The sequence below is a fragment of the Anaerosinus sp. genome, assembly GCF_965318445.1.
This window is the reverse complement of sequence record NZ_CBDNNH010000010.1, coordinates 55750-76852: the sequence shown is the minus strand read 5'-3', so window position 1 is coordinate 76852 and position 21103 is coordinate 55750. Positions and strand designations below refer to the sequence as shown.

Here is a 21103-nt window from a genome sequence, read left to right as displayed (position 1 = left end):
AAGGAGGAGGATAGAATATTTGTAAAGAGAATATCATAAAATAATTATAGCGCTAGCTCTCATTTGATGAGATGACGAGGGAGAGGTTTATCGAATTGTCGGCGGATGCCTCTCGGCTGACTGAGGTCGTGAATAACTGAGAAAAATACAAAGTGATTTGTATGACAAAGCAGTTTAATCAGTAATATAGTAAAAAATATAATCATGTGAATTTTAATTTATTGGAGGAATCCTTTTATGTGTGGTATTGTTGGTTATGTAGGCGCAGCGCAAGCAACGCCGTTTTTGATTGAAGGTTTAACAAAACTTGAGTATCGCGGTTATGATTCGGCTGGTATCGCGGTATTTGATGGTGAAAAAATAAATGTAGAAAAAAGCGTAGGACGTTTAAATGCTTTAGAAGAAAAAATTAAAAATAATCTTCCAACTGGTACGGTTGGTATTGGGCATACAAGATGGGCAACACATGGTCGCCCATCTGATCGCAATTCTCATCCACATACAGATTGTACAGGTGATTTTGTTGTCGTTCATAATGGAATTATTGAAAATTACTTGCACCTAAAAGAAGATTTAATTGAAAAAGGTCATGTATTTACTTCAGAAACAGATACAGAAGTTGTTGCGCATTTAATGGAAGAATTATATGATGGTAACTTTGAAGAAACTGTTCGTAAAGTATTAAAGAAAATTGAAGGATCTTATTCTCTTGTATTTATGTCTCGCCGTGACCCGGATAGATTAATTTGTACGAAACAAGACAATCCATTAGTGATTGGCCTTGGTGAAGGAGAAAACTTTATCGCTTCTGATATTCCTGCAATTATTGCCAGAACGCGTAAAACATATATTGTAAGTGATGGAGAAATTGCTGTTGTAAAATCGGATTCTGTTTGGATTACAAATCGTGAAGGTGTGCCAATTACGAAGAAAGTATTTGAAGTAAATTGGGATGCAGAAGCTGCGGAAAAGGGCGGCTATGAACATTTCATGATAAAAGAAATCTATGAACAATCCAAAGCGGTTCGTGAAACAATGTCTGCACGTATTGCAAAAGATGATAGTGCTATCGTAATGGATGAATTAAAATGGAATAAAGAGTTTTTAAATTCTATTCGCAAAATTTTCATCGTTGCTTGTGGTACGGCATATCATGCAGGCTTTGTTGGCAAGTATTATATTGAAAAATTGGCTCGTATCCCAGTTGAAGTGGACATTGCATCTGAATTTAGATATCGTTCCCCGATTATTGATGATCGTACGTTAACTATCGTAATCAGTCAATCAGGAGAAACAAGTGATACTTTAGCTGCACTAAAAGAAGCGAAACGCCTTGGTTCTAAAACGTTAGCGGTAACGAATGTAGTTGGTTCATCTATTGCTCGTGAAGCAGATCAAGTAGTTTATACTTGGGCTGGACCTGAAATTGCGGTTGCTTCTACAAAAGCTTATACAACACAATTGATCATGATGTTTATGTTATCTCTTTATATGTCTGAGATTAAGAAAACGATTGAAAAAGATTATACAAAACATCTCATTGGTGCACTTCGTCAAGTGCCAAGTCAGATTCATGAAATTCTTGAAGATGTCGAACCAATTAAAACGTTTGCGCAAAAATATGGATTTAATGAAGATGTGTTCTTTATTGGACGTTCCTTAGACTATGCTGTAGCGTTAGAAGGTTCATTGAAATTAAAAGAAATTTCCTATATTCATGCGGAAGCGTATGCGGCAGGAGAATTAAAACACGGTACGTTAGCACTTATTATTGAAGGTGTACCAGTGATTGCACTTGCTACGCAAGAAAGTGTTTATGAAAAAACTTTGAGTAATATCAAAGAAGTAAAAGCGCGTGATGCAGTCGTTATTGGGATAGCACTTGCAAATGATGATCAAATTGAAAAATATGTGGATCATATTATTAAAGTACCAACGACAGATGAATTATTGGCACCGCTTTTAGCTGTTGTTCCACTTCAATTGCTTGCTTATTATGCAGCAATTACAAGAGGCTGTGACGTTGATAAACCTCGTAACCTTGCAAAATCGGTTACAGTTGAATAAAAATTAAGTTATAAGACCTCTTGATGTTGTATCCCAAGAAAGTTTGAACATTTACAAGAAAATATGAACATTTACAAGAAAGTTTGAACACTTTTAAAGAAAGTTTGAACATTTGCCTCTTGGGATATAACTATCCCAAGAGGTATTTTTGTATATTAGGAGGAGTTTATTTGGAATCTAAGATAAAAACCGATGTATATGATCAGATTAAAAGAGGAAAAGAATATAAGCCAGCTATTACTATTCAAGATGTTCCTTCATTAGGAAGATCTACTCGTATACATGGAATAAAAACTGGAAGACAACATGAATTTTTATCTGATATGGAAAGAAATTATTTTCATATTTTAAATTTCTCTGATTTTGTGATTGATATTCGAGAACAATTTCCATTGCAACTTGATTTAACAATGTTGATTGCTGAAGAATTAGGTATTAAACATCCAATACATCCTAGAACCAAAAAGCCTGTTCATATGACATCTGACTTTAATATAACAATAAATCAAAACGGAAAAATTAAAGACATAGTTCGCACGATAAAGCGGAAAGATGATCTAGTTGATAAGCGGATTGTAGAAAAGTTTGAAATAGAACGTATTTATTGGAGTCGGCTTAACCTTGATTGGGGAATGGTTACCGATATTGAGATTAATAAAACACTTGCTTTAAATATTGACGATGTAATGCATTATTATAGCCTTGAACAATTAGAAGCTTTTTCACAGTTTGATAATAATGAATTTGAAGATATAATACTTGCTTTCCTGCAACGTTTTATTGATTCTAATAAAACCGTTAGAGAATTAACTTCTATTTTTGAAAGAGATATACACTTAGAAAAAGGTGCTGGTATTGCTTTATTTAAATATTTGATTGCAAATAAATTTATAAAGATAGATTTATTAAAACCTCTAAATATAGATGCTGTAATTAATTTCGATTTGACACAAAAAAGTATGAGGCTTGGAGAGGCAGTATTATGATTGTAAAAAACGCTGTTTATCAATATTTAGATGAAAAGACAAGAATTCGCATAATTTATTCTTCAAATGATGATCTTTTTGCTTATGTTAACATTGAAGCAAATTTAGCAGTACCAGTATTAGATAGTATTGCAGCAATTGAAGCAGAAATAGAAAAAAATAATATAGTCGAAATTGTTGATCCTTTCTTACAACTGGTAGAAGAGGATAATTTATCTGATACTGTACGAAAGAGAAGAGATGACAATTGGAATGTTATTCAGCAATATTGGGAACCTAGAAAAATAGATTTAATTAATCGTTCTACTAGAATGAATGTTTTTCGTGAAATTTCAGAGACACAAAATATTTCTTTAATGACAGTCAGACGTATGTTTAGTCGATTTTGGCAACGTGGAATGACTCCAAACGCTTGTATTTTAGACTATGAAAATTCTGGTGCACCAGGAAAAGAAAAATCTTTTAATGTGAAAACGGGAAGACCAAGAATCAGTATTTCAAAAGATGGTTCATTAGGAATAAATGTTGATGATAAAGTAAAAAAACAATTTGAAGTAGGTAGAGATAAATATTATCGTAATAAACAAAAAAAATCATTGTATACTGCTTATCTAGAAATATTAGAAGAATTTTATTCCGTAACAGTTAAAGAAAAGGGCAAGAATAAACGTATCCTTCAAAATACAGCTAATGTTCCTACTTATAAACAATTTTATTATTGGTTTAAGAAAAATGAAAATTTAGGTATAGATATAAAAAAGAGAGACGGAGAAAAAACATATGAACTTACGAGTAGACCAATATTAGGTGATGCTAGAATGGAGGCCCCAGGACCTGGTTTTCGTTATCAAATTGATGCTACTCCAGCCAATATTCATATTGTAAGTGAAACAGATAGAAATAAACTTATAGGGCGTCCTGTAATTTATTCAATTATAGATGTATATAGCAGAATCGTTACGGGTGTTTATGTTGGATTAGAAACAAATTCATGGAATGGTGCAATGATGGCACTCGATTCAATGATTGCTGATAAGGTAAAGTTATGTGCTGAGTATGGAATACCAATTGATAAGGAACTTTGGCCTTCTTCACAATTACCAGAAATAATAATTGCAGATCGTGGGGAAATGAAAGGTCATGGTGTTGAAAATTTAATTAAAAACTTTAAAGTATCCATAGAAAATACCTCTCCTTATAGAGGTGATCTTAAAGGGATTATTGAGAGAATTTTTAGAACAATTACTGAAAAATTAACAGGCTTTATGCCTGGGGCCATTATGAAAGATTTTCGTAAAAGAGGAGATGCCGATTATCGATTAGAGGCTAAATTAACGCTTCGAGAAGTTACAAAGGTAGTTTTATTATCTGTCCTTGAACATAATTTAGGTTCAATTGATGGATATCCGCTTACACCTGATATGATACGTGATAATGTTAGACCAATTCCTCTAGAAATATGGAATTGGGGTATAACTAACCAAAAAGGTTGTTTGAGAAAAGTAGATCAATTAACCTTTAGACTAGGAATACTACCTCGAGCAACAGCTACCTTCAGTAGAGGGACAGTAGTTTTTCATAAATTGCATTATGGTGCCTCCGAATTATTGGTAGAATATAAACATATGCAAATAGCTGAAAAGAAAATTGAAGTGGTTTATGATCCACGCAATCTACATAATATTTATATGCTTCAACCAGATAGAAAAAGCATTTTATTAAATCTGTTGGAAAAAGATAAAGTATACGCAAGCTTTTCCTTAGAAGATGTGTTAGAAGCAAATAAAAAATCTGCTATTTTAAAAAGGTCTGCTGATGAAGAACAATTAGCAATTTCAGTACAGCTAAATCAAGAAATAAAAAATATAGCAAAGGCTGCAACTAAAGTGACAAATGAACAGTTAAATCCTAATGTTAGTAAAGCAGAAAAATTAAAAGATATAAAAGCTAATAGAGCAAAGGAGAAAGCAATTCAACGAGAAAAAGAGAGTTTGATTTCTTCTGGAAATAATAATGAAAAGTTAGCAGATGTTATAAAGTTGACGAATATTAGCGACGAGGATAATACTGAAGAAACTGAAAGCATGATTGATCTAATTCGGAGGCGTAAAAATGAACGGAGAAAAAAATAGTAGACATTTATTTTCAGCGTATGTAGAAGCAGTATATAAACCACAAAAAATTGAAGATTATGCCGGAAATCCACTTATAGAAGCTTTACCAAGAATATTGGAAACAGAAGAACAAGTAGTTGATGCTTTCTATAGTCTGCCGACAGTGAAGCCTGAGGAACGTAATTTACCTCCATTATTAAGAACTCATGTAATAAAAAGAGTAAAAGGCTTTATACAGCCCTTGCCTGTTCATATAAAGTTAGAGTCTAAGATATCAGTTCTAATTAGGCAATCTTACATTTGTAGAAATCCTATAAAGCTTGAGTATAAGAAAAAGCTACAGCTATTAAATCAGCTAAAAACTGAAAATAACGTTGGTATTGAAACTGTAGAAAATTATTATCGGGATTTTCAGTCGACTGCGGAATGTATTTTTATTAATGGTGTCTCAGGTATGGGGAAAACTACTGCAATTAGACGGATATTGCAATTATATCCGCAAATTATTCGTCATAGCGTATATAATGATCAAGCTTTTACAAGAACGCAACTTGTATGGATTAAGATAGATTGTCCTTATGATGGCAGCTTTATAACTTTATGTAGAAATGTATTTCAAGAAATTGATCGACTTACTGGTAGTCGATGGAACGAAAAATATGGATATTTAACACGTTCTACTTCTACCATGGTGATGTATTTAACTACCTTATTAGCGAATTATGATGTTGGATTATTGGTTATTGATGAAATCCAGAATCTTTATAATGCTAAGGGTGACCCTGCGGAAATGCTAGACTTCTTTGTAACATTAACGAATATGTTTTCAGTACCAATCGTATTTATTGGTACAAATAGGGCCAGAAATTTATTTCAAAAGAATTTTAGATTAGCAAGAAGAGTTCAATCAGATGGATATATTGAAATTGCCAATCTAAAAAAAGCTAGCGCGGAATGGGAGTTATTCTTAGAATCTTTATGGGAGTTCAGTGTAATGGAAGAAAATCTGCCTTTAAGTAATGACGTTAAAGAAGTTTTTTATAACCATTGCCAGGGTGTAATTGCAGTTGCAGTAATGCTGTTTATGTTTTCGCAAAATATGGCTATAAGTAAAGGCAAAAAGTTACTAACCACTGAAATCATAAAGAAAACTGCTGATGAAGATTTGAACTTGATAAAGCCAATGCTTAAAGCGCTGCGTTCAGGAAATCCTTTTGAAATAGCTAAATTTGATGATATTACGATTGATGAAGATGCTATCTTAACACATTATGAACAAAATATAGGAATGTCAGAACGCGTACAGGAAAAAATACGTCAGAAAAAAGAAGAACTCGAAGGGGTTAGAAATAAAGTTAATGATAGTCTTTATCTAGAATTTATCACATCAGGTTTATTCAATAGTATTAAGCCAGATGTAATAAGAAAGATTATTGATGCTGAGGTAGACAAGGCTCCAATGAATTTAGATTATGAGGACTTGAGAGATCTTGTTTTAGAACTGCTTCAGGCTGAGAAAAAGAAGTTAAAGAAGCCAAAGCTTGATAATGTGGTTTCTTTAGAAAAACAATCTTTGTTAGTGCTATTTGAGCAATCTGTAAAAAGCAAGCAACATCCCTATGAAATATTTAAAAAACATGGGATTATAAAGAATCCAATTACAGAATTTTTAAAGGTGGAGTAATACTATGTTACCTTTTTTTAGTGATCCATATAAGGAGGAATTATTGTATTCTGCATTTGCTAGGTATCACTATTATTCAGGTAACATTGATTTAAAAGATACTTTGAGAGAATTGTTTGGTAAAGACTCAGTTATTCCAAGTTTTGAAATTGGAAACCATCTTCAGTTTTTTTGTGATGCAATGGGAAAACATTATAGTCCAAATTGCTTGATACAAGAACATACGTTATTCCCTTTTTACGCTCCTTTTCTACCTATAGACCGAAAAAAAGAAGTGTTGAAAGCTATTACAGTTGGTGATGGACAAGGTGTTTATGCTCAAATAGGAATTGTTGCGGGAAGTATTTGCAAAAAAGAGAGTATCTATTACTGTTCAACGTGCGCTAAATCAGATATCTTGCAATATGGTGAACCCTATATACACCGCGAACATCAGCTACAAGGAATTATGGTATGTCCACATCATGAAGAGGTGTTAAAGAAATATTTAAGTAAAAAATCTGATATTAGTCGTTTAGAATATATTCGATTTGATGAAAAATTACTGGATTTATCAAATCTTTATTTAGCGCAAGACAGATATCATGAAAAACTTGTGCAAATTTCTAAAGCTGCTTATTATCTACTGACTCATGATTTAAGCAGTATCAGTAAAACTGATATATTATTTCGGTACAAAAATTTGTTATACGAAATGGGACTTGCAACTAATAATTTAAGAATTAAACAAAACGAATTACATGAATTCTTTCTCGGGCATTATGGGGTAGATTTATTAAATGCTTTGGAATCGAGTATTGATAAACAGGATGAATATAACTGGCTTAGGGTAGTTACCCGTGATTTAGAGAGAACTGTACATCCTTTGCGGCATATACTTTTGATATTATTTTTAGCTGGTGATATGGAGACTTTTCTCAAAGATATACGAAATGAATATAAACCTTTTGGTGTAGGACCATGGCCTTGTCTTAATAAAGCATCGGAACATTATAGGCAAGAGGTGGTAAATGATTTAAAAATTACTGCTGACTATAAAACACGAAAACCTATAGGAACATTTACTTGTGAATGTGGTTATATCTATGCACGAATTGGACCAGATAAAACTGAGGAAGATAGATACCATAAAGGAAGAGTTAAAGCTTTTGGAACTGTTTGGGAAAATAGACTTAGAATTTTAATAAGCGAGAAAAAACACAGCTATCGTAAATTAGCAAATTATATGGGGTGCGATATAAAAACTGTACAGAAGTTTGAAGTTGCACTTACAGAAAAATTAGAACCTCTAATTGATAATAATTCAGATAAATCTGCTGAGGCTTATAAAAATAAAATATTAAGTCTCTTAAATGAGCAGCCTGGGTTATCAAGAACGGTATTACGTAAGCTGTGCCAGAAGGAATATATTTTTCTCTATCGGCATGATAAAGAGTGGCTTTTTACAGTGCTTCCAGTACCCAAGAAAGCAATCGGAAAGAGAAAGACCGTTGATTGGGATAAGCGGGATAAGGAGCTTCTATCTAGCTTAAAAAAGGTTTATATAGAATTAATTAAAAGTGAAGAATTGATTCGGATAACTCAGTCGTCATTAGGTAAAAAAATCAATAAGCTTGCTTTGTTAGAGAAAAATATAGATAAGTTACCAGCATGTAAGGCTTTTATTAATAAAGTTTCGGAAACAAAGCAGCAATTTCAATTGCGAAGATGTCAAATCATCATATTAAAACTAAAAAAAGATGATTTATTTTTAAGCGATTGGAAGATTCAAAAGCAAGCAGGTTTACGAAAAGAAGATTATTTAGCACTAAAGGAGCAGATTGTAGAAATAGAAAGTTGCGAGGAAATGAATAATGCCTAAACAAAAAATAGGATTTGATAGTTGGCCCTTTAAAAAAGGGGAGAGAGTAAAATTAATTAAAATCAGCAAGCCTTATTCTTATAATGGATTATGTTATTTAAAAGCAATATATCTTTCAATTGCAACACATCAAGCTAAATTTGTGGAACATTTCTTTGGTGACTTGCATTTACTTGTTTTAGAGGCAGAATATATAGATGGGATTAGGCAAAATATGCCCAAGTGGGAAACGGTTGATATTAAAATTTTTAATAATTTATTGAGTGGTAAAAAGATTGAAGCACGACTTGTTACAAATGGTAAATACAATGAATTTGATTATTATACTTTTGGTGCTAGTGGTAAGAACGGATATTATATTATCCCTTTATTTGAAATGTTGAGGGCTATATTAGCACCAGATGTGTTTTGGCTTAATCAGATACCAACACTTGACTCTATAGATACTCGGATTATATGTAGTCAATTTGGAGCTACCTTAAATTTGCATTTTAGTACAGATGTACCTGTGCGATACGTAAGTATGGATGCGAAAATAAAACATATTGCTTGGATATTTACAAATATGGAAATTCACAATATGTTTCAAAAGCTTTATCATAATATTCAAGCAGGCAAAGGTGTTTTATTTGATTTTTTATTTAATGAACTAGTAATAAAAGCAAATATTGAAAAATGGAATGGCAGAAATTATGTCCGGGAAATTATAGAATGTAAAGAAAAACGACTTAATTGTAATGAAATTATCGTACAACATCCAAATCTAGTTGAGTACACTAAAAATCAAAATAATGATTCAAATGAAGAGTTGAAGCGGAAAAGACGTATTCCCATAGGAAAAAATGGTTTAGATAAAACTTTAGTTTCTAACATGACAGCAGCCCAAGGTTTTATTGATGTTGAATCGGAAGATTCCATTTATTCAGAGTATAGTTCATTTGCAAAAATAAAAAGAATTAGAACATCTAGACTTAGTAAACGCAATTTAAGTGAACAAAATGAAAAAGTACCTGGGACTAATAAAAGAACAACAGCTGATTTTGGGGGTGTAGAGACTGTACCACAAATGGAATTTCAGCATAGTATTAGTGAAAAACTTAAAGGTGATTTCGCTGATATATATGCTATTTTAAGTTTAATGGAAGATAGAAAAGAAGTAGCATCAATCAGATATCATGTAGGTAAGTTGGAGGATCATTTTAAGTTTAGATCAATTTGTACACTTGCCGATAAGATTACACCGCGCAAATATTTGGTAGGAATAATATTGTTAAAAAACGGAAAACAAGCTATGATAATTGAAATTCAAAGGGAAAAAATATCATTGACAACACTTATGTTAATATCCTCAAATAATCAAAAATGGAAAGTTATCTGCCATAAAATTTTAAACGGTTTAATTGAGAAATCAGGATCATGGACAGATGTTGAAAGTGAATTTGATCAATTAGAAGTATATAGATTTAAACATACAAGTGCAACGATTAAAATTAGGGAAAAGAAAATGTTTGATGCGATAAATAGTTTCTTTGAAATTTGAGATAAAAGATAATTTTGAATATAATAAACAAATATTTATTAAAGAAAACATATAGATGAAATTAATGTTGCTGGAGCGTAATATATACTGATAATATTATTTGTTAATTAAATGTAAGATAATAAATCTTTTTGTTACATAATTAAAAAATATGTAGCAGGATTTAAATGTCGAAAATTGAATATATAACCATAGAACAAAATGTATATAAAGATTATAAGGATTAAAGATATTTCGAAAGATTGTTTGTCGTGTATTTTATGCGTAATGCAAAAACATGCGTGTTGGGAGTATTTTTAAAATCTCAATATCATTATAAAACTAATATGTAATAGATAGGTGATGTAATGAATTTTAATGTTTTAGATTTATTTTCAGGCGCTGGTGGCATGGCTGAAGGGTTTATTCAAGCAGGGTTTAGAGTTCCTTTTGCAAGTGATCATAGCAAAGAGGCTGCTGCTACATATAAAAATCGGCATGCGCAGTTGGGCTATAATTTAAATTATTATGAAGGAGATGTAAAAGATCTTACCAAAAGAAAATTTTTATGTGATTTTTTAAATAATTCTAAAATTGATGTAGTTGTAGGTGGTCCTCCTTGTCAAGGTTTTAGTCTTGTTGGAAGGCGAGCAGAAGATGATTTTAGGAATGTGTTATTTTTAGATTTTTTAAAAGTAGTTAAATTGGTTCAACCGTCTTATTTTGTTATGGAAAATGTAGAGGGGATATTAACCTATGAATTTAAGAAAATCAAAGGAATTTCAGGGCGAGAGTATGAAAATATTAGTGCGCCTGAGGTGATTGTTAAAGAAGCTAAATATTTTGGATATGCAGTAAAGTATCAATTACTAAATGCAAAAGATTATGGTGTTCCTCAAAATAGACCGCGTGTTATATTTTTAGGTTATCGTGCTTGTTTTAGAGGAGCAAAAGTACTTAATTTAGTTACTATTCCAGAGTTTCCTGAAAAAAGAAATAGTATTGTAACAATTGAAGAGGCAATTTCTGATATTAGGTTTCTAAAATCTGGTCAAACATCAGAAAAATATGATAATCGATTTAAACTTTCTGAGTATCAAAAATCTTTGCGGAACGGATTAACTCCGGATGTGAATGGTGATTTTATACCAGCTGCTACTTTATATAACCATAAAGCATCCGTCCATCGCGAAAAAACTACTGACAGGTTTAAGCTTTTAAAGCCAGGTGAAGATATTGATTCACTTCTAAATAGATTAGATCAAGAACAATATAAAATATATGTTACAAAAAAATATAGGTGTAGGAAGTTAGCCCCTAATTCTGTTTCACCTACGGTTTTGACGCTTCCTGATGATATAGTTCATTATGATTTAAATAATCCGAGGATATTAACAGTTCGTGAATTGGCTAGAATTCAATCTTTTGATGATAGCTTTGAATTTTTGGGAAAAAGGACAACAGGAGGAAATCGACGTAAATTTGAAGTTCCACAATATACTCAAGTTGGAAATGCTGTCCCGCCATTATTTGCATGTGCTATTGCAGGAAAAATCATGGTAGCTTTAAAATGTATGTTAAATGAATCAGAAATTTTGAATATTAATAAATCATAGAGGGAGATTTTTATGCCTGAATTAAGATTTAGGACAAATGCAAAAGTTGAAAGATTGATTGGTAGGGAGTTAATTACTAATAATAAAATTGCTATCTTTGAAATCATTAAAAATTCATATGATGCTGGTGCTAAAAAAGTAGAAATAACCTTTCGTAATTTTCTTCCTTTTCGAGATAATAATGGGACAATCGTTTCAGATACAAGATCTTACATAAAAGTGTGTGATAATGGCAAAGGTATGACGCTAGATGAGATTAAAGAATATTGGATGGAACTTGGGACTCCTAATAAAGAGAAAAATCGTGTCGAACATTTCCGCGTAAGAGATTCCCAAATTGAAAGTATTGCTAGAAGAGTAAATGGAGAAAAGGGAATTGGGAGGTTTGGGGTAGATAAGATAGGATCTTCTTTAATCATGGATTCGATTGATAGACATCTCTCAATGAGAACAATTGTAAAATTTAATTGGGAGCATTTTAATAATACTAATAAATTAATTGAAGAAGTACCATGTAAATATAAAATTAGAAACGTACCACTTGGAGCGCATTCTGGATTGTCTTTAAAAATTAAAAATTTAAGAGATCTTTGGTCTCAGAGAGATATAATAGCTCTTAAAAGAAGTCTTAGAAAATTTTTATCTCCGATACAGGCGGAAAACGATGAATTTAAAATATTGTTTCATTATGAGTATAAAGAAAATGGAAAAGTAGTTAGAGACTCTGAAGAATTGATTAATGATACTTTTGATTATCTAAAAACAAATATTTCAACTACATTGGATATTAATGGAAATGGATTTTATGAAGTTTATGATAAAGACGAAATTGTAGAGGAAAAAAATTTCAATTTTGAATCAAAGCACCCTTTCGGTGCGGTTGAACTTCGAATTTTTTATTTGGATAGATATGATAAATCAATTTTTTCTAAAAAAGTGGGCTTGACTACTAGAGAATACGGTAATATAAAAATATTTCGTGAGAATTTTAGAATATTGCCGTATGGTGAATCGCATAATGATTGGCTTGAAATTGATAATAAGCATGCTCAAGGTGTTTTTAGGACATTTGCTACTAGAGATGTTATTGGGTATATATTATTATCATATGACCCCGAAAAAGGGAATTCGGGGTTAAGAGATGCAACTGATAGGGTTGGTCTAATTGAAGATGTGCCTGAATTTGATGAACTTAAAAATTTTGTTTGGATGTCAATTAAAATTCTTCAAGAATATGTTTTTAACCGTGAAAAGGCGCGTGCAAAAGAAGCTGTTAATATATTAAAAATAGAATCTGCTTCTTTAAAAGATGATGTAGTTCAAATGGTAAGTAGTTTTAAAAATTTTGTGGATAAAACAGAAATGCCTAAAACAGAAAAAAAGATGTTTTATAAAGAGTTGTCTACATATGGAGATGAGTTACTAAGAAAAGCAGATGTAGTTGATAATGCGAGTAAAGAGTTGGATAAAAAGATAACAGTATTTGCTCAAATAACGGCTAAAGAAGGTATTTTATATGATATGCTTCATACTATAAAGAATAAGTTGGCTGTCATTAATGCTCAGATAAGAGGTTTTAGTTATCAATTAGATAAATTAAATGTTTCTATTAGTACTACAGAATTAGATATTGCTTTTCAATCAATAAGTAAGTTAGTTGAAGGAGCTTTAAATAAAGTTAATACATCAAGATTGAGAAAAATTATTGTACCAATTGATAAGGTTATTCAAGATGTTGTTGATTCGTATAAACCTCGTTTGCACGAAGAAAAAATTGAAGTTTTAACGATTCTTAAAAGTCAAGAAATTATGATTAGGTGTAATCCGGAAATTTTAAAAAATAATATATTTGAAAACTTACTTGATAATTCCGTAAAAGCTTTGCAAAGTATAAATAGTAAAAAAATTATTATCGAAACTGAAGTTGATAATAGCTATGTAAATATTTTCTTTTCTGATAATGGAGTAGGGATTATAGAAAGTAAAGTTCCGTTTATTTTTTCTTTATGGAGTTCTAATACTGATGGGACTGGGATTGGATTAGCGACAGTTAAAGATTCGATTGAGGATATGGATGGACAAATTGACTATGTTGAATTAGATGATACTAATAAGAAAACTACATTTCGGATACGAATACCTATAATAAAGAACGTGGGAGATTAGTAATATGGAGTATGTATTTCAAGCATTAGTTGTTGATGATGAATCACAGATGAATAGCTATTTTGATGTAATAAAAATGGAGCTAAAGGATGCTGGTATAGATATTAACTTTGATATAGCTCGGGATGAAAAAGCTTATCAAGAGTTTATAAATAGCAAGAACTATGATCTTTTATTGTTTGATTTTAATCTCACAAGGGGCTACTCAGTAGATAAGCCACACGGAAATGAGTTTATAAAAGAGTTTAGAAAAGATAATCGCATCAGTAAAATTATTTTCTATTCAAGTTCGTTTATTTATCTTGATGCGAAAAAAAAGTATTCAATAGGTCTTCCAGAAAAAGAAATATATGACCTAATTAATGATTTTCAAGTGGATAAAATTGTTTCAAGAGAAAATATTAGTATGATGAAAAAGGCAATAAAAGATTGTTGCGAAGAATTAGATATATTGCCTGTAATGCTAACCAAAATGCTCTTACAATATAAAAAGGCTGGTATTACAACAATGTATATTGACTCTAATGGAGAAGAAATTGACGCTAATGAATTAATTAGTGAAATAATGAAAGATAAGAATGAGGGAAGATTGTTTAAAGAACGTTTTACTAAAGCCATTTTAAATACGGTTTTTAGTTTTAAATATTAAATACGGAGATTTATATATGAGTGTATTAATTTATCGACCAAGACTTACAAAGAATATAAAACGTTTTGGTCGTTTCAGCAAAGAAATAAAAAGCAGATTGACAAATAAGGGAATTATAGTGGATGTAGTTAATGATGCTAAAAAAAGTATTTGTTTACAACAAATGAGAAATCATGAAACTATTATTATTATTGGCCATGGAGATGATGGTGTAATTTATCATAGGCTTCATAGGCAAATGACGAAAAAACAATCGCTTATTAGTAAATATGATATTGTTCAAAAAAATACAAATGTGCTTTCTGCTATTCGTGGGAAAAAAATTATAGCTATTGCATGTAGAACTGCTCGGTCTTTAGGAAAATGTGTATGTGAAAAAGGGGGATGCCTTGCGTATTTAGGGTTTTACAGCAAAATACACTTTGATAAGCGTGATCATCAAGGGATAGACGAAGTATCACCTGAATATTATCATTTTCTTTTAAAGTTTTATAAAGCGGTTTTTGCAGATGTATTAGAAATGGCAATAGAAAATCAATGGACTTTTTATAAATTATCTATTGTACTAGAAATTGAGCTTCAAAAGAGAATCTTTACTGCTATTAATAATGAGGATTCTATCAAATCACCATATTATAAGGAATTAGTTTTTGGACAAGCACAAATTGCAGTACTGAATGTATCCCAAAATATAAAAGTATATGGAAATGATCAAGAGCAGGTTGTGTAGAAGTTTTTTATAAAAATATGCTTCTACAATCAGTGAGCTTTTTTGCTTGAATAATTAATCTGCATGCTGGCCAATTTTTTGGATCATGTCCTAAAACTATTAACAAATCAGCTTTATATAGTTCTTCTAGTGCAAGATGAAAATCTTTTAAAGGTTCGCCTTTAAGTACGATATCTGGTCTAAGATTTTCAGTATGACATTTTGGACATATTGAAAATAAATTAATATTTTTTTCTAAAACATTAATTTTATATTCGCATTGTGTACATTTTAATTCGGTAATATTTCCGTGTAGTTCAACTACGAATTGTGAACCAGATTTTTTATGAAGACCATCAATATTTTCTGTGATAATCGGAATTCCAAGATCTTTTAAAATAAAATGATTTTTTGTTGGAGAAAGATTTCTAGCTTTATTTATTAATTCGTTACAAATTTGAAAAAAATTTTGGTTTTTATTTTTGAAATTTTCTAGGTTTAATAAATTAATAAGATGATTATTCCCCCAAAATGCATTTATATCATTAATTTTTGCTGAGAACATTTTTGGGCCAGTATAACATATAGGGTATTTGGATTTATTTATTAATTCTACTAAATTGCGTGTTATCTCCAAAAATAATTCCTCCACTCTTAATAATAAGGTTAATCTATTATACAACCAAAAGGTAAAAAATACCAGTAAAAATAAACAAAGATTTTATTTTAATCTTTACTGGTATTTTTTGTTGCTATGATGTATAGAATTTTTGATATAAATATTTAACTGTAATAAAAATAAGAATAGGAAATAAATTAATTCTAAATTACTTTCAATTGTATTTTTGAATAAAAATAGTTTTAAATGATAATCTTTTATTCGATATAATAAATATGAAGGTAATTTTCAAAGATTTATTAATCATAAGGTTGTATTTTTATATTAAATGTATTTTCTCGCATTAATTTGATTTTATCCTCTTTATAGTATTTAAAGTTTTCAAATTAATATATTCCTTTTTGTCATGAATTTACTTGGTTGTAAATTTATTAAAATACCATAATTTAAATCGGTGCTTTGTAAATGTAAAAAATTTTTATCAAAAGAAAGTTTGAACAGATTATGTTATAACCGACACATCTGTTCAAACTTTCTTTTATAATATTTAAGCAAATTCATCAAAAAAGAGTATCTTTTATCTAAGTTATGTTCAAACTTTCTTTTAATCTAACACTTGAGTTCAAGCTCAAGAGGTCTTATATATTCTCTTGACAAAAAAAGATATTTCTTTTACTATAATATGAGAATAATTATCAATATCAAAATTAAATGTAGTTTTAAATCTATTTAAATTCTAATTTTATAAAAAGAGTAAGGAGGAAAGAAACATTATTAATTTACTTTCTCTTGATTTTAGGTGAATAAAAGAGAAAATGACAGAGCTAAAATTAGTGCAGTTACAATTGAAATATTACAGTAATGGTAAATGTATGGAATGAATTTATTAGATTAAATAAAAATTGTAGTAGGGGATGATTTTATGAAAAAGATAATGTCAATGATGGTTGCAGGGGTTATTATGACAACTATACCGGTGTACGCTGCACCTCTTGAAGTAACAGGAGATGCAAGTATAAAATACCAAAGAGATACTGCTGACAGAGAAGATACAATCTCTGGAACGGTTACTAGCATAAAACTCATGGGAGAAGTTGAACTGGGGTCAAATTGGTCGTTATATGGACGATTGGGTGCTCAGACGACAACGAATCCACTATTAGCAGATTATAATATTTCTCCTGAAGTATATGGAGAAAATAAAAAAACAGTTGCTACGTTAGATCAATTTGGATTTAATTATCAATCTGATGAATTAGCATTAAAGATTGGACGTCAGGATATAACGATCGGCAAGACTGCTTTATTATATAGTCGTCCGGATTCTAATATTGGGGAAAAGGCTTTTGTAGATGGAATTTCTTTTGCGCAGGAAAATGGGAGTTTTGAATTATCTGGGGTAATTGCTCGTGAAGATAATTCTGATAATGAATCTAAAAATAAAATTTATGCAATGAGAGCGGGTTATAGCCCTAGCGAAGATTTTAGTTATGGAGTTACTTTGGGACGCTATCAAGGGGATGCTAGTACAAATCATTGGGCAGCAGATGTAACTTATACATATGGTAAGAGCAGTTTAACTGCTGAGTTCGCAAAATCCAATAGTGATTCAGATAATAAAGCGTATGCAATCGCACTGAATTACGAATTTGATGACAAAAATGATATTTCTATTACTGGATTTAGAGTAGAGGAATTTGCTTCTATGGGGCAACAAAGTGATTTTGACTTTGATAATCGCGGCATACATTATAGCCTTACACATAAATTGAATGATAATGCGAACGTAAATTTAGTTTATAAAGATCAAAAGACGATAAGTGAAGATATGAAAAATAAATCATTTGAAGCGACCTTGAATTATGCTTTTTAATATAGTTTTATTTTAATTTTAGATTTTTTATTACAAGTATAATAAAATTTTTTGCTATTTCCTCACTTGACCGTCGTTAATTGTTTAGTTAAATAATGAATAAAATTAATGACGCCGAACAGGCATGATAAAACCCCCAGTTCAACTGGGGGTTTTAATTATAAGCAGGTTATAGTAATTTAGGAATTTGTAGTATCCTCTAGATACAGTTGTTTGCTTTTTTCATCGTATGCAAACAATTCGGCGTAGCGTCCCCAAGTGATTAGAATATCCATGTGTTTTTGGACTTCGGTCGGGGAAAATGAATTGGTCAAAATATCTTCAAAAAATTCAATGCTCATGCGTTTATTAGATTTTGATTGCAATATGGCTATAATTTTATTAATAAAAGGTACATGTTGTATAAGTTGAGAGCGGAATAATTCCTTCCGCTCTAGTACGGAAGCCTGAGCAAACAGAACACCTTCCGGTGTAAGCTCAATATCTCCGTCTGTGACTTTAGTAAACTTGAGAAGTGTAGTACCTTCGACAATAGGAAAAAAGTCTTCACTGTCCATCATAAAACGATCAGCTAATTTATATAAATCAGTTTTTTTGTTTAGATCCTTTAGTAACTCTAAAAAACCAGTAAGTGCGCCTGCTGATACCTGAGGAATCACTGCTATTTCACGGCTTTCCACAGTAATGACTCTATGCGTCTCAACATGTTCTTTCTTCATCATAAGAGAATATAGTTTATCAACAAAATTGGTGAACAATGGATCTTTTTTATCTCGCCAATGAGGTAAAGTCACTTGCATATCATAATTAATGCGTGCCGGGTTACCAGATACTACGATTATACGGTCAGCCATATAGACAGCTTCTTCAATGCCATGGGTTACCATGATGATCGTCTTGGTGGGAATTTTTTTATCTCGCCAAAGTTTTAATAAATCTCGCCGGAGATTCTCTGCTGTTAATACATCCAAGGCAGAAAAAGGTTCATCCATCAGGAGTACATCGGGGTCACTTACTAAAGCGCGCCCAAGTCCAACACGTTGCTGCATACCACCTGATAACTCCTTGGGGTATGCATTTTCAAAACCATCAAGGCCAATTACATCGATAATGTGCAATGCTTTTTCTTTCTTTTCATCATCATCAATGGGCTTAGATTCCAAACCAAGCGTTACATTCTCTAATACTGTTAACCAAGGGAATAGAGCGAAGGACTGAAATACCATAGCAGCACCAGGGTTTACACCGTGATATTCCTTTCCTAAATAAATTATTTCCCCAGAACTGACTGGCGTTAGCCCAGCGATAATGCGGAGAAGAGTAGATTTCCCTGAGCCGGATGGGCCCAATATTGCAAGAAACTCTCCAGCGCGAATGGTGAGGTTTATGTTAGTCAAAACTGGAATAGTAGCGTTACCACCCATATCCCATTTTTTCTGGACATTTTTTAATTCTATTAAGGATTGTTTATTCATAATGCTTTTCCCCTTTAATTCAAATGGTATTTAGTTTCAGCTAGTTGATAAAGTTTGCGCCAAAAAAAGTGGTTAATCAGGACGACAAAAGCACACATGACGGTAATACCGCTAATAATCCCTGGCCAGTCGCCCGTAGCTGTAACTTGGTTAATGAAGCTTCCTAGCCCCGTAGCGCTGAGTTGATTAGATTTCCAAATTACCAGCTCGGATACAATACTAGCATTCCAAGCACCGCCAGAAGCAGTGAGACAACCGGTAATGAGATAGGGAAAGATGGATGGCAAAATCAGTTTACGCCATCTTTGCCATTTTGAAAGATTAAAGACTGTAGCAGCCTCTTTTAAGTCGTTAGGAATCGCCATAGCACCGGCGATTACATTAAATAAAATATACCATTGAGTACCAAGCATCATTAGAGGAATGGCGCCAAATTCAAAGTTGACCGTGTATTTTATATAGAATATAGCAACAAAAGGATAGATCATATTTGCTGGGAAAGAAGCCGCTACTTGCACAATGGGCTGACAAATTTTACTTAATCTAGGATTGGTTCCAATCCAAACTCCCACAGGCACTGTCCATAGTAGCCCGATCAGGCTGGCCGCCATTACTCGCCCCAGAGTGTAGAACCCAACTTGGATAATATTTACTAGATTTTCAAATCCCATAGAGACCATCATATGATAGCCTTCATAAGCTTGTTGTGTAGTGTAGTACAGCATTATAGAAAACAAGGTCCATTTTATAGTAAAAGATAAATAAGAAAGAGAATTGCTGCTTTGAATTTTAGCTGATGTTCGATCAGTAAGATGGGCAGTAAAATTAAATATATTATAAAATATTTTCCACAGAGGAATTAATGCATATTTTTGTAACCATACTAAAAATATCGATTGTTTACAAATGTCGTATACAAATGAGGTTGGAACTTCAAGAGCTTCTGTTCGTTCCATTTTAAATTTTTGCGACCATACTACAAGTGGACGCCAAAAAAGTTGGTCAATCAGCACAATCATAATAACCATCGTTAAAATAGCATAAACGAGTGCTTTCATATTACCTTCTTCTACTGCAGCCGCCATAAAAGATCCAACACCGGGCAGTCGGATACTTTCATTGAGAACAGTGATGGCCTCACTAGCCGCCAGGAAAAACCAACCGCCGCCAAAGGACATCATGCTGTTCCATACTAAGCCAATCATGGAAAAAGGTACTTCCAAGTGAATAAATCGTTGCCACCAATTCAAGCGAAGTACTGCCGCTGCTTCATGAAGTTCTTTAGGAATTGTAATCAGCGAATGATAAAAACTGAAAGTCATATTCCAACATTGCCCGGTAAAAATAGCAAAGATGGAAGCAAGTTCAACACCTAGCAAGCTATAAGGGAATAATCCCATAAACATGGTAATGGTAATAGACAGAAATCCAAGTACTGGAACAGATTGTAAAATATCCAATAGTGGGATGAGAACCTTTTGCGCTATACGAGTTTTAGCGGCAATACTACCGTAGATCAAAGTGAAAATTAGAGATGCACCATAAGCTAAAAACATTCTAAGAAGCGACCGTCCAGCATAATAAGGTAAATCAGAAGGATCAGTGGAAATTTCCATCTGGACTTCTGGTGAAAATGGAACGGTCATTCCTACTCCCAGATGTAGGAGGGAATACAAGATTGCAAATACAAATCCGATAACCAGTATGTCGGTGAAGCCAAACCGGCGGGTGGGTATGTGAGTGGTAAATACGGACATATAAATCA

Annotated in this window: 14 protein-coding genes; 11 read left to right on the top strand and 3 right to left on the bottom strand. The window is 31.9% G+C overall.

What is annotated here, in order from left to right:
- Nucleotides 1-237: 237 nt before the first annotated feature.
- From glmS to ACWZFG_RS05120, 10 genes are all read left to right on the top strand, one after another.
- On the top strand, nt 238-2067 hold the full coding sequence (gene glmS, locus ACWZFG_RS05165) for a glutamine--fructose-6-phosphate transaminase (isomerizing) (RefSeq protein WP_177504389.1): 1830 nt from the start codon (nt 238-240) through the stop codon (nt 2065-2067).
- A gap of 170 nt (nt 2068-2237) precedes the next feature.
- Nucleotides 2238-3053 carry a TnsA endonuclease N-terminal domain-containing protein gene (locus ACWZFG_RS05160; protein ID WP_418626526.1) on the top strand — a complete coding sequence of 272 codons (816 nt, stop codon included), beginning with the start codon at nt 2238-2240 and terminating at the stop codon, nt 3051-3053.
- Entirely contained in the window at nt 3050-5185 is a 2136-nt protein-coding gene (locus ACWZFG_RS05155; protein WP_455577226.1) for a Mu transposase C-terminal domain-containing protein, read from the top strand. Before ACWZFG_RS05160 ends, ACWZFG_RS05155 begins: the two co-directional genes overlap by 4 nt.
- Nucleotides 5166-6851, top strand: a complete 1686-nt coding sequence (locus ACWZFG_RS05150; RefSeq protein WP_455577225.1) for an ATP-binding protein — start codon at nt 5166-5168, stop codon at nt 6849-6851. Before ACWZFG_RS05155 ends, ACWZFG_RS05150 begins: the two co-directional genes overlap by 20 nt.
- Nucleotides 6852-6855: 4 nt before the next feature.
- A complete protein-coding gene (locus ACWZFG_RS05145) occupies nt 6856-8712 on the top strand; it encodes a TnsD family transposase (protein WP_455577224.1) in 1857 nt (618 codons plus the stop codon).
- The gene (locus ACWZFG_RS05140; RefSeq protein ID WP_455577223.1) at nt 8705-10252 is read left to right on the top strand and encodes a Tn7-like element transposition protein TnsE; all 1548 of its coding nucleotides are present in this window, start codon (nt 8705-8707) and stop codon (nt 10250-10252) included. Before ACWZFG_RS05145 ends, ACWZFG_RS05140 begins: the two co-directional genes overlap by 8 nt.
- A 347-nt stretch (nt 10253-10599) precedes the next feature.
- Entirely contained in the window at nt 10600-11847 is a 1248-nt protein-coding gene (locus tag ACWZFG_RS05135) for a DNA cytosine methyltransferase (RefSeq protein ID WP_455577222.1), read from the top strand.
- Between the two features lie 12 nt (nt 11848-11859).
- Complete coding sequence (locus ACWZFG_RS05130; RefSeq protein WP_455577221.1) at nt 11860-14013, top strand: sensor histidine kinase; 2154 nt, start codon at nt 11860-11862, stop codon at nt 14011-14013.
- A gap of 4 nt (nt 14014-14017) precedes the next feature.
- The gene (locus tag ACWZFG_RS05125; protein ID WP_455577220.1) at nt 14018-14662 is read left to right on the top strand and encodes a hypothetical protein; all 645 of its coding nucleotides are present in this window, start codon (nt 14018-14020) and stop codon (nt 14660-14662) included.
- 16 nt (nt 14663-14678) lie between these two features.
- On the top strand, nt 14679-15392 hold the full coding sequence (locus ACWZFG_RS05120; RefSeq protein ID WP_455577219.1) for a hypothetical protein: 714 nt from the start codon (nt 14679-14681) through the stop codon (nt 15390-15392).
- A gap of 7 nt (nt 15393-15399) precedes the next feature.
- Here the strand turns inward: ACWZFG_RS05120 and ACWZFG_RS05115 are convergent, their stop codons facing one another.
- Nucleotides 15400-16008: a Sir2 family NAD-dependent protein deacetylase gene (locus ACWZFG_RS05115; RefSeq protein ID WP_455577218.1), complete on the bottom strand. Its 609-nt coding sequence runs from the start codon at nt 16006-16008 to the stop codon at nt 15400-15402.
- A gap of 904 nt (nt 16009-16912) precedes the next feature.
- Here ACWZFG_RS05115 and ACWZFG_RS05110 point away from each other — a divergent pair.
- Complete coding sequence (locus ACWZFG_RS05110) at nt 16913-17863, top strand: porin (RefSeq protein WP_455577217.1); 951 nt, start codon at nt 16913-16915, stop codon at nt 17861-17863.
- 179 nt (nt 17864-18042) lie between these two features.
- Here ACWZFG_RS05110 and ACWZFG_RS05105 read toward each other — a convergent pair whose 3' ends face one another.
- Together ACWZFG_RS05105 and ACWZFG_RS05100 are read right to left on the bottom strand one after the other, a co-directional pair.
- On the bottom strand, nt 18043-19338 hold the full coding sequence (locus ACWZFG_RS05105; protein WP_177504386.1) for an ABC transporter ATP-binding protein: 1296 nt from the start codon (nt 19336-19338) through the stop codon (nt 18043-18045).
- Nucleotides 19339-19352: 14 nt separating this feature from the next.
- Entirely contained in the window at nt 19353-21095 is a 1743-nt protein-coding gene (locus ACWZFG_RS05100) for an ABC transporter permease (RefSeq protein WP_177504385.1), read from the bottom strand.
- Between the last annotated feature and the right edge of the window lie 8 nt (nt 21096-21103).